Below are 11,805 nucleotides of genomic sequence, written 5' to 3'. Positions count from 1 at the left end.
CCCCGGTGACGTCCAATACGGTTCAGACACTTCCTGATATCGGTTGGCAACAGGAATACCGGTTGCGCTGGAAACGGCGACGCCTTCTTTGGCGCTCGATGCGCAGCCGACATCAACTGACCTGCCTGAAAGATCAGACAAGCAGAATACGGGGCGGCGACGTGCTGGCCTTTACCACCTTGCGCAATGAGATTACCCGCCTGCCGTGGTTCTTCCGTCACTATCGCCAGCTGGGCGTGAACCATTTTCTGATCGTCGACAACGGCAGCGATGACGGATCGGCTGAATTTCTGCAGGATCAACCGGATGTTTCCCTTTGGCAGACCCGGTCCAGCTATCGCGGATCACGCTTTGGGCTGGACTGGCTCAGCTGGCTACAGATGCGTTACGGCCATGGCCACTGGTGCCTGATGGTCGACGCGGATGAGTTGCTGGTTTATGCCCGGCACGACCGCCATTCCCTGCATGAGCTCACAGAATGGCTGGACCGGCAGGGGCGGGCCGGGTTTGGCGCATTGATGCTGGATCTGTATCCAAAAGGGCCGTTGGGCAGACAAACCTATGACCCGGAAACGGACCCGATCGAGGTGCTGAACTGGTTTGACGCAGGACCGTATCGCGCGCAGCGGCAAAGCCCGATGGGAAACCTGTGGGTTCAGGGCGGCGCACGCGAGCGGGTGTTTTTTGCCCAGACACAGCAGCGATCCCCGACGCTGAACAAGATCCCGCTGATGCGCTGGTCGCGGCGATATGCCTATGTAAACTCGTGCCATTCCGCCCTGCCCCGCCGCCTGAACGCAGTGTATGACGGGCCAGCCGGCGACACCCCGTCCGGCGTTCTGCTGCACACGAAATTTCTGCCGGACATTATTGAAAAATCCAAAACTGAAAAGCTGCGCCGCCAGCATTTTCATGACCCGAACCAGTTCGGCGCGTATTACGATCAGATACTCAATCAACCAGACATGTGGACCCCGCAATCGGTGCGCTATGCCGGCTGGTCGCAGTTGCTGGAGCTGGGGCTGATGCGTGACGGCGGCTGGTGTTGAAAACAAATCCAAAGGGATCAACGGCACCTTTACCACTTCCGGGGTTTAAAAAAGTTGCCTCAGAAGAGGTAGAAGTGGCATAAACCGACAATGTCCTGTCGCACCAGCGGTCGCGGCGGGTTCGGGGAAAGCTCGCGTCATAATAAAGGTTGGGCAGTCGCGTGAGCCTGTTTGATTCATACAAGATGAGATTGCGGCGCAAGCGCCGTATTCTGCGCTGCCTCAGACGTCGGCGCGAACTTAAGCCCGCCAGCAACAACACGTCTGCCATCCGCCGCGACGATATCCTGTTGATGAGCGTTGTGCGAAACGAGAAAATTCGGCTGCCCTATTTTCTGGAATATTACCGCAAACTGGGTATCGACCATTTTCTGTTCATCGACAATGACAGCGATGACGGCAGTTTTGAATTCCTGAAACAGCAGTCCGATGTATCGGTCTGGCGGACGACTACCAGCTACAAACGTGCCAGCTATGGTCTGGACTGGTCAAATTACATTCTGCGCAAATACGCGCATGGACATTGGGTTCTGAGCGTCGACCCGGATGAGTTTTTCATCTACCCCTTCTGCGACACCCGCCCGATCCGCGCCTTGACAGACTGGCTGGACGGAAGTGCCGTACGCAGCTTCGGCACCATGCTGATCGACATGTACCCCGAAGGACCCGTGGATGCCGAAACCTATCGCGAGGGGCAGGATCCCTTTGAGATTGCGCGGTGGTTCGATCCGGGGAATTACACGATCACCAAGAACCCGGATTACAAGAACCTGTGGATTCAGGGGGGTGCGCGGGCGCGTGTGTTCTTTCGCGACAAGCCATCCAAAGCCCCGGCACTGAACAAGATCCCGCTGGTCAAATGGGATCGGCGGTATGTCTATGTCAGCTCGACCCACTCGCTTTTGCCGCGCGGGCTGAATCAGGTGTACGACGAATGGGGTGGGGAAAAGGCCAGCGGCTCGTTGCTTCATGCCAAGCTGATCGACACCCTTGGCGACAAGGCGCGCGAAGAATTAAAACGCGGCCAGCACTATGGCGGTTCGGGTGAATACGAGGTCTATGCCAAACAGCTTGAAGACAAACCCATATTCTGGTGCGAGTGGTCCGAGGCCTATATCAACTGGCGGCAGCTTGAGATTCTGGGCCTGATGTCAAAAGGAAACTGGGCATGAGCGGTCTGGGCATCGTCATGCTGGTTCATACCTCGCTGGACCGGGCCGAACAGGTCGCGCGTCATTGGACCGCTGCCGGATGCCCGGTTGTGATCCATGTGGATCGCAAGGTGCCCGGTGAAGAATTTGCGCGATGCGTCGCGTCCTGTTCCGACAACCCCCGGATCGCATTTTCTGACCGGCATCAATGCGACTGGGGCGGGTGGGGCATCGTTGCCGCCTCACAAAGCGCGTCCGAACTGATGCTGGAGCAATTTCCGGAAACGCGCCACGTCTTCCTGTCGTCGGGGGCCTGCCTGCCGCTGCGCCCGGTTCAGGAGTTGATCGATTATCTGGCCGACCGGCCCCGTGTCGATTTCATCGAAAGCGCGACAACGTCTGATGTCAGCTGGACAATCGGCGGGTTGGATCATGAACGGTTTACGCTGCGGTTCCCGTTTTCCTGGCGAAAACAGCGCGGATTGTTCGACGCATATGTAAAGCTTCAGCGCGCGGTCGGGTTTCGTCGGAAAATCCCCGACGGTTTGGTTCCGCATATGGGCAGCCAGTGGTGGTGCCTGACCCGTCAAACACTGTCTGCCATTTTGCAGGACCCCAAGCGCAAACAATATGACAGCTACTTCCGCCATGTGTGGATTCCGGATGAAAGCTATTTCCAGACATTGGCGCGGCTGTATTCCACACATATCGAGAGCCGATCCCTGACCCTGTCCAAGTTCGACTATCAGGGCCGCCCGCACATCTTCTACGACGATCATCTGCAATTGCTGCGGCGGTCAGACTGTTTTGTTGCCCGCAAGATCTGGCCCCGTGCGGAACGGCTGTATCAGGCGTTTCTGACCGATCAGGCAAGTGCGATGAAACCGGCCGAACCCAATCCCGGCAAGATTGACCGGGTGTTTTCCAAGGCGGTCGAGCGGCGGACGCGGGGGCGTGACGGGCTGTACATGCAAAGCCGGTTTCCCCGGCACGGCAGTGAAAACGGCCTTACCTCGTCACCCTATTCCGTATTTCAGGGCTTTTCCGAACTGTTTGAAGACTTCGAAGATTGGCTGGCCGCGGCCACTGGCACACGCGTGCACGGGCACCTGTTCGGACCCGAGCGTGCGGAATTTGCAAAGGGTGAAACCATCACAAACGGTGCGCTCAGCGATTGTGCTTTGCTGCGGGACTACAATCCAACGGCCTTTCTGTCGAACCTGATCTGGAACACACGCGGCGAACGCCAGTGTTTCCAGTTCAGCCCCCGCGACACGCAGGACATCAACTGGTTTCTAGCGCGGGACAAGAATGCGCAAATCTCGGTCATCACAGGGGCCTGGGCAATTCCGCTGTTCCGGTCGAACCTGAACTTCTCGGACATCCGGAGCGAGGCCGCGCGTCTGCAACAGATCGAAACCAAACAGCTTGAGGTTTTGACCTCGGTCTGGACCAAGGCGCGGATGCGCAGCTGGTCGCTGGCCGATTTCCTTGAAGCACCGATGGAGCCCCTGCAGACAATCCTGGACGAGATTGGCGCGCATCAGTCCAGCCACCTGACAGAAGCGCCCACAATGGTCGATCTGTCCGGCTTCGGGAAGTTCCTGCAAAACCTCAAGAACCAGGGTATGCACCCTTACCTGATGGGCGATTTTCCTTCGGACGATGTGTTCGGCCGTCAGACGAAACCCTATCGCAAACCCTATCTGGTGCAGTAATTACCCATGCCAGCCAATTTTGATTACTTCGTTGTTCTGGCTGCCATGCGCACAGGGTCGAACCTTCTTGAGGCCAATCTGAACGCGCTGGAAGGGGTTTCCTGCCATGGCGAAGCCTTCAACCCGCATTTTGCCGGCAACCTGAAGTCCGATACCCTTCTGGGTCTGTCGCTGGAAGACCGCGACGCAGATCCGATGCGGCTGTTGAAGGCAATCAGGTCGGCACCGGGCGACTTGAACGGTTTTCGGTATTTCCAGGACCATGACCCACGCATTCTGAAGCCAGTGCTGAACGATCCACGCTGTGCCAAGATCATTCTCACACGCAATCCGCTGGACAGTTTTCTGTCCCTGAAAATCGCACGCGCCACGCAGCAATGGCTGCTGAAGAACGTGAAGCGCCGCGTCGATGCCCAGGTTGCGTTCGACGGGCTTGAGTTTTCTGAGTATCTCGATCAGGTCCACGGCCACCAACACATGTTGCAGCGGCATTTACAGAAAACCGGTCAGACTGCCTTTTTCATCACCTATGACGACCTGGCCGAGTTGGACGTTCTGAACGGTCTGGCCGCATGGCTGGGGGTTGAGGCGCGGCTGAGCAAGCTGGACGACACTCTGAAACCGCAAAACCCGGCACCTGCCGTATCGAAGGTCACCAACCCCGATGAGATGCAAGACGCCCTGTCCAGGTTGGACAGGTTCGGATTGCACCAGCCCACCCGTTTCGAGCCAAACCGAGGGGCGGCGGTACCGCAATATATCGCCGCAGCCAGATCAAATTTGATGTATTTGCCCATTCGCGGCGGAATAGAGCCTGTTATCGCGCAATGGATGGCCGAGCTGGATGGCTGTTCTGCGGACGATCTGGTCACAAACCGGAACCGCAAGGAAATCCGCGCCTGGATGCAAGACCACCCCGGACACCGAAAGTTCACCGTGTTGCGCCACCCACTGGCACGGGCGCATTCGGCGTTTTGTCAGTACATTCTGGATACCGGGCCGGGCAGTTACAAGATGGTTCGCAATTACCTGCGCAACCGCCTTGACCTGCCGATCCCCGGGCAGGTGCGCGACACCAATTACTCGGTCGAACAGCATCGGGATGCGTTTCTGGCGTTCCTCGGGTTCCTGCGCATGAACCTCAACGGTCAGACGCCGATCCGCGTTGACGGGACGTGGTGCAGCCAGTCCCGCACGCTGGATGGTATTGCCAGCTTTTTGATGCCGGACCTGATTCTGCGGGAAGAAGAGCTGACCACGGCTCTGCCGGATCTGGCCCGCTCAACAGGCCACCCCAATCCGCCGGTTCCCGGCCCGTGCGCGCAAGATGTTCCGTTTACGCTGGATCAGATCTATGACGAACAGCTTGAAGTGCTGGCATCCGAGGTCTACCAGCACGACTATGAAACATTCGGGATTGCAGCGTGGGCGCCTGTGCCCCCTAAGGGCGCAGGGTGATCAGCGTCCCTCGGTTGACCATCGCATAGATTTCTTCGATCTCGTCATTCTTGACCGCGATGCATCCCGCGGTCCAATCCGGAGTTTTCTTGGCGCGTTTGAACTCGGATCGTAGATTTGGCTGCCCGTGAATGAAGATGTCCCCACCGGGATCAACTCCCGCAGCCTTAGCCTTGGCGATGTCCTGAGAGTTGGGATACGATATCCCGATAGACAGGTGATACCGGCTGTTGGGGTTGTGCCGATCGATCAGGTAACTTCCTTCGGGCGTGCGGCCGTCTCCGCGTTTGGTTTTTGTGCCCTGCGGCGCAAATCCCAGATCCACATCATATTCCTTGAGGACTTTTTCGTGGTGCAACAAATAAAGTTTGCGCGCGCCCTTGTTGACCACCAGCGAGGTGACCTCGGGCCCATCATAAGTCAGAAAATTTGGTCGGGCTGATGCACAAGCCGATAGGCCCAGCGTTGCTACCGCCCCCAATCCGAATGCTCGACGATCCATGTTTCACTGCCTGCTTTGTTTTTTTGGGGCTTATTATGCCAAAAAACGCGAAAACTGAAATCACTTTTTGATGTTCAAGTTTTCGGTCAGATGCCGCTCGATGCTCTCCAAGCGTTCCAGAACCTCATCACGATACGCATCAGTTTTGACCTCATCCTCTGCATGGTGCGCGTCCTGCATGGAATTTACGATCAGACCCACCAATAGGTTCACCACCGCAAAGGTTGTGACCATAATGAAGGGGACGAAGAACAGCCAGGCATAGGGATAAACCTCCATCACCGGGCGGACGATCCCCATCGACCAGCTTTCAAGCGTCATGATCTGAAACAGTGTATAGGCCGACAGGCCAAGATCGCCGAACCAATCCGGGAAGGTTGCCGAGAACAGCTTGGTCGAGATCACGGCACCGATATAGAACAGAATTGCCATCAGCAGGAAAACACTGGCCATTCCCGGTAGGGCCGAGATGAACCCTTCAACCACCCGGCGCAGTCTTGGCGCAACGGAAATCACGCGCAATACCCGCAGGATTCGCAGGGCTCGCAGAACGGAAAGACCTCCGGCGCTGGGAACAAGCGCAATGCCGACGATCAGGAAATCGAAATTGTTCCAGCCGTTTGTGAAAAACCTGCGTCCGGTCGCGGTCAGCTTCATGGCGATTTCCGCCACAAAGATCGCAAGGCACAGCTTGTCCAGCATCACGATCAGCGGCCCGGCGGCTTCCATCAGGGTCGGCGACGTCTCCATCCCCAAAAGCACTGCGTTAAAGATGATGACAGCCGTTATGAATTGCCCGAATGCAGGCGCTTCGATGATGTTCAGCAGACGCTGTCTGAAACCCATGGGTCGCTTTCTCCTGTCTGATCAAGATGCGGCGTTCAGGGTAAACCGCGCAGCAAGTTCCGTATGTGACGACCATCGAAACTGGTCAACGACCTGCACCCATTCAAGGGTATAGCCAGCGTTAACCAATATTTTTGCATCGCGCGCGAAGGTGACGGGGTTGCACGAGACATAGGCAATCACCGGGCGTCTGGCCTGTACCAGCTCGGCCACCTGTGCCTCGGCACCAGCGCGGGGCGGGTCCAGAACGACTGCGTCAAACGATTTCAGTTCATCCGGCATCAATGGACGACGGAACAGGTCGCGGGCCTCGGTCGTCACGCGTTTCAGACCTTGCGCCCTGCGCCAGCCCTGATCCAGCGCCTGCACCATGTCCGCGGCACCTTCGACCGCGTGAACCTCGGCTTTTTCTGCCAGAGGCAATGAGAATGTGCCGCTGCCCGCAAACAGGTCAACAATTCGTTTCGCACCCCGTGTTGCCTCGGAAACGGCCTGTAATAGAGCCTGTTCTCCGTCCTTGGTCGCCTGAAGGAAGGCACCGGGTGGTGGCGTGACGGCGGCGGCCCCAAAGCGCTGAACCGGAGCGTGGCGCATGGCGATCACTTCACCATCCCAGCTGAGCCGCGCCAGACCATGTTTTTCGGTTTCCTGCGCGAGTGCCAGTTCCAGCGGCCCATCCAGGGGCTTGCCGCCCTTGACGGCCACATCCAGCCCGCCTTCGGACAGGGTGAGCGTGACGGCCAAGACGCCCTTGCGGCTGCCGCCCAGAACCGCCAGCGCCTCGGCCACGGGAATTGCGGCGATCAGGGCCGGGTCAAGCAATAGGCAATCCGGGATTTCGGTGATCGTATCCGATGCACGTCCATGGAACCCGGCCAATGTACCTTTCTTGGTCCGCCTGACGGCAATCGTGGCGCGTCGGCGTGAGTGTTCGGGAGATGTGTGTATCGGACGCATCGGCGCCTCGACCCCCTGCGCGGACAGGGCGTTGCGGACAATGCTCAGCTTCCAGTCGGCGACAAACGCGTCGGAGGCGTGTTGCAGCTGACAGCCGCCGCAGGCTTTGTAATGGCGGCACGGGGCTTTCACCCGGACATCAGACGGTACTTCGACGCGGATATCGGTCAGCACCTGATCAACAAGGGTGCCGCTGACAACCTCACCCGGAAGGGTGCGCGGAGCGTAAATGGGCCCATCAGCGATGCCGTCGCCCTGATGGCCGAGCCGGGTGATTGTGTATTTCTGCGTCATGAGGGGCCTGATAGCCGGGCTTTGGGTTCAACAAAACCCTTATTCGGCAGCTTCCGCCTGAATGAAACCACCAGATTGCCGATGCCAGAACCGGGCATAAAGCCCGCCCTGATCCAAAAGATCCTCGTGACTTCCGGTTTCCACGATTTGCCCCTGATCCAGAACGATAATCCGGTCCATCTCGCTGAGTGTCGACAATCTGTGGGCGATGGCCAGAACGGTTTTGCCCTGCATCACCCGATGAAGCGCCGATTGAATCGACGCCTCGACCTCGGAATCAAGGGCCGAGGTTGCTTCGTCCAGAACCAGAATGGGCGCATCTTTGAGAATGGCGCGTGCAAGGGCGATCCGTTGCCTTTGGCCACCGCTGAGCTTTACGCCACGCTCGCCCAGATGAGCGTCATAGCCGGTACGGCCCTGGCCGTCCTTGAGGCTCAGGATAAAGTCATGCGCTTCGGCCTTGATTGCCGCTTCGATCAACTCGGCCTCGGACGCGTCCGGACGACCATAGAGGATGTTTTCGCGGGCAGACCGGTTGAACATCGCCGTTTCCTGCGTGACCATGCCGATCTGGCGGCGCAAACTGTCCTGCGTGACCTGCGACACGTCCTGCCCGTCGATGCAAATAGCACCGTTTTCCCTGTCATAGAGCCGAAGAAGCAGCGAAACGAGCGTTGATTTGCCCGCCCCTGAGGCACCGACAATTCCCAGCTTCTCGCCCGGTTGCACGGTAAGCGTCAGGTCCGTAACACCGCCCACATCCCGGCCGTATGCAAAACTGACATCTTCGAACGTGATGGACCCTTCGGTCACATCAAGATCCTTCGCGCTGCGCGCATCTTCGACCCTGTCCCGTTTGGCCAGCGTCTTCATCCCGTTTTCAATCTCGCCCACATTGGCATAGAGGCCCATCAACGTGAAGCTGACCCATCCGGTCATCTGCGAAATGCGAACCGACACCGCGCCAGCGGCAACGATGTCACCTGCGGTTGCCATTCCGAACTGCCATAACCACAGCGTCGCCCCCAGCAGGAGAACAGGCAGAATGCCGGCAAGCGCCATCAGGACGAACCGGAAACTGGCCGACAGCTTGCCGAACGCCAGTGATTTTTTCCGCAGCTCGACCATTGAATGCCGCGCGGCCTGATCTTCGAAATCCGAGTGTGCAAAAAGCTTGACGGTTTTGATGTTGGTGATCGTGTCAACCACCTGCCCCGAAACCATCGCCCGCGCCCCGGCGCGTGCGGCCGAGCGCATGCGAATACGCGGAAGGTACCAGCGCACAAGCAGGAAATAGACCACTAACCAGGCCGCAAAAGGCAGCATCACCAAAGGATGAATAGACCCTAACAAAAGCAAAGAGCCCACCAGCGACGCCAAGGCAAACACTATCGCACTGATCGTTTCGGACACGACCGAGGCCATGGCGTTCGACGTTTGCATCTGTTTCTGGGCGATGCGCCCGGCGAAATCATCGTCGAAATAGGTGACAGACTGGCCCAGCGTCCAGCGGTTCAGCTTGGCCAGCACCAAAGGCGTGATGTTGGGCATCACGATATAGTTGTTGGAAATCGAAGACAGCCCAAACAGGATCGGGCGCAGCAACATGAAAAACACCACCGCCCCAAAGATCATCCACATATTCCCGGCGGTCATGAAATGCTCGGGCCCGCTGGATGTTGCAACATCAATCACTCGCCCCAGAATCCACGCTGTTCCAGCCTCCATCGCGCCTGCCAGGGCCGAAAAGAACGCGGCGACAAACAGCATGGGCCAGGCGCCCGAAATGCTCCAGCGAATAAACGCCCCCAATGTCTGTGGCGGGGGCGTTTCAGTGGTCCTGAACGGATAGATGAGATCGGCGATCTTCATTCAGCGGCCTCCGGGTTCATGAAGCCGCCAGATTGCCGCGCCCAGAACTGCGCGTAAAGGCCGCCTTGTGCCAACAGATCAGAATGCGCGCCCTCTTCGACAATGCGGCCACCATCCATCACCAGAATGCGGTCCATTTGCGCAATGGTGCTGAGCCGGTGCGCGATGGCAATCACGGTCTTGCCCAGCATCATTCCGTAGAGCGTTTCCTGAATTGACGCTTCGACCTCGGAATCCAGCGCCGATGTCGCCTCGTCCAGCAAAAGGATTGGTGCGTCCTTCAGGATTACGCGGGCCAGCGTTACCCGCTGCCGCTGACCACCGGACAACTTTACGCCCCGCTCACCCACATGCGCGTCATACCCGGTGCGCCCCTGCGGGTCTTGCAGGTCAAGGATGAACGCATGCGCTTCGGCCTGTTTGGCTGCGGCAATCATCTGCGCCTCGGTCGCGTCCGGGCGGCCGTAAAGGATGTTGTCGCGCACAGACCGGTGCAGCAGCGCACTGTCTTGCTGGACCATGCCGATATGGCTGCGAAGGCTGTCCTGTGTGACACCCGCAATGTTCTGATCATCGATCAGAATGGCACCGCGTTCGATGTCATAGAACCGCAAAAGCAGCTTTACCAGGGTCGATTTCCCGGCACCCGACCGCCCGATGAGACCGACCTTTTCGCCGGGCTGAATGGTCAGGTTGATGTGGTCAAGCCCACCGGCCTCGCGCCCGTAATGGTGCGAGAGATCGCGAATCCGGATCTCACCCCTGGTCAACCGCAGGGGTTTGGCTTCGCGCGCGTCAAGCAGGTCGATGGGTTGCGCGATGGTCTCCATCCCCTCGGCCACGATACCAAGTTGGCGGAAGAAGCTGGTCAGCGCCCACATGATCCATCCGGTCATGGCGTTCAGGCGCAGGGTCAGTGCGGTTGCTGCCGCGACGACACCAACCGAAGCGGAACCCTGCATCCACAAGGCAATTGCCCAGCCCACGACACCCACGATCAGCACCCCGTTCAGGGTGACCAGAACCGCATCCATGATGGTGAAAATCCGCATCTCGATCTGGAATGTCCGGCGGGTTTCCTCGATCGCTTCGCGGGCATAGTCCAGCTCTTGCGGGCCGTGCGCGAACATCTTGACGGAATGAATGTTTGTATAGCTGTCCACGACGCGGCCCGTAACGGTTGACCGCGCATCGGATGCCGCCTTGGACGCCGGCCCGACACGGTGAACCGTCCAGCGCACCAGCATCGCGTAGAACGCAAACCAGATCAGCAGCGGGATCAGCAGACGCGCATCCGCCGCATAAAGCAGGATTGCCGCCCCGATCAGGTAAGCCAGTGAAAAGGAAATCGCGTCAAAGACCTGAAAGATCACCTCACCCGCTGCGGGCGGTGTCTGCATGATCCGGTTGGCAATCCGCCCGGCAAAATCATTCTCGAACCAGCCAACCGACTGACGCAGAACGTGCTTATGGGCGCGCCAGCGGATCAGAGTGCCAAAGTTCGGCAGAATCGTGTTGTTCAGGATCAGTACGTCGACCAGATGCAACAAAGGGCGCAGAAACAGGACAAAGGCCGCGATCAACAGCAGCTCGGTCCCGTGGTTCTGCCACACCTCGGTTGGTGTGCCGCCCAACAGGTCAACGACACGACCCATATAATAGATCAACCCAATCTCGACACCGGCGACGATAATGGAAATCAGCGCAGCCCAGACAAACACCCGATAGAACGGGCGCGAATAGTCCAGCAGAAACGGCCACAGCCGGGTCGGCGGCGCGTCAGCCTCATGATAGGCGACAAAAGGGTCAACAAGGTTTTCGAAATAGCGAAACATGGAGTGTGCTCCGATTGAGCAGAGATAAAGACGTGCGAAGACAGATGGCGCCTGAACACCACCCTTTACGGGGCAAGTGTCCCGGCTTTAGCCGAACCAGATCCCGTAATACATTCGCATTCC

9 protein-coding genes are annotated in these 11,805 nt (G+C 58.2%); 4 read left to right on the top strand and 5 right to left on the bottom strand.

Going from position 1 to position 11,805, the window contains the following annotated elements; translation table 11 throughout:
• Positions 1–5: 5 nt before the first annotated feature.
• The 4 genes from ACR0M9_RS05565 to ACR0M9_RS05550 all read left to right on the top strand — a co-directional run bounded on the left by ACR0M9_RS05565 (position 6) and on the right by ACR0M9_RS05550 (position 5,376).
• A complete protein-coding gene (locus ACR0M9_RS05565; RefSeq protein ID WP_480773052.1) occupies positions 6–1,049 on the top strand; it encodes a glycosyltransferase family 2 protein in 1,044 nt (347 codons plus the stop codon).
• Positions 1,050–1,234: 185 nt separating this feature from the next.
• Positions 1,235–2,221, top strand: a complete 987-nt coding sequence (locus ACR0M9_RS05560; protein WP_480773051.1) for a glycosyltransferase family 2 protein — start codon at positions 1,235–1,237, stop codon at positions 2,219–2,221.
• Positions 2,218–3,918 (top strand): DUF5927 domain-containing protein, encoded by a 1,701-nt coding sequence (locus tag ACR0M9_RS05555; RefSeq protein WP_480773050.1) that lies wholly within the window; start codon positions 2,218–2,220, stop codon positions 3,916–3,918. The genes ACR0M9_RS05560 and ACR0M9_RS05555 overlap by 4 nt, the downstream gene beginning before the upstream one ends.
• A gap of 6 nt (positions 3,919–3,924) precedes the next feature.
• Positions 3,925–5,376: a nodulation protein NodH gene (locus ACR0M9_RS05550; RefSeq protein WP_480773049.1), complete on the top strand. Its 1,452-nt coding sequence runs from the start codon at positions 3,925–3,927 to the stop codon at positions 5,374–5,376.
• On the opposite strand, the gene ACR0M9_RS05545 is transcribed toward ACR0M9_RS05550, so the two are convergent.
• Genes ACR0M9_RS05545 through ACR0M9_RS05525 form a run of 5 tightly spaced genes read right to left on the bottom strand, consistent with a single transcriptional unit; the run spans position 5,360 to position 11,682 of the window.
• Entirely contained in the window at positions 5,360–5,878 is a 519-nt protein-coding gene (locus tag ACR0M9_RS05545) for a L,D-transpeptidase family protein (protein ID WP_480486947.1), read from the bottom strand. The two genes, ACR0M9_RS05550 and ACR0M9_RS05545, sit on opposite strands and share 17 nt — an antisense overlap.
• 60 nt (positions 5,879–5,938) lie before the next feature.
• The gene (locus tag ACR0M9_RS05540; RefSeq protein ID WP_480486945.1) at positions 5,939–6,724 is read right to left on the bottom strand and encodes an ion transporter; all 786 of its coding nucleotides are present in this window, start codon (positions 6,722–6,724) and stop codon (positions 5,939–5,941) included.
• A 21-nt stretch (positions 6,725–6,745) separates the two neighbouring features.
• Positions 6,746–7,975, bottom strand: coding sequence for a class I SAM-dependent RNA methyltransferase (locus tag ACR0M9_RS05535; protein WP_480773048.1), 1,230 nt, complete (start codon positions 7,973–7,975; stop codon positions 6,746–6,748).
• 39 nt (positions 7,976–8,014) lie between these two features.
• Entirely contained in the window at positions 8,015–9,847 is a 1,833-nt protein-coding gene (locus ACR0M9_RS05530) for an ABC transporter ATP-binding protein (protein WP_480773047.1), read from the bottom strand.
• Complete coding sequence (locus ACR0M9_RS05525; protein WP_480773046.1) at positions 9,844–11,682, bottom strand: ABC transporter ATP-binding protein; 1,839 nt, start codon at positions 11,680–11,682, stop codon at positions 9,844–9,846. Before ACR0M9_RS05525 ends, ACR0M9_RS05530 begins: the two co-directional genes overlap by 4 nt.
• Positions 11,683–11,805 lie beyond the last annotated feature (123 nt).

This window comes from Ruegeria sp. CH2, assembly GCF_056537065.1.
This window is presented reverse-complemented; position numbering and strand designations above follow the sequence as displayed.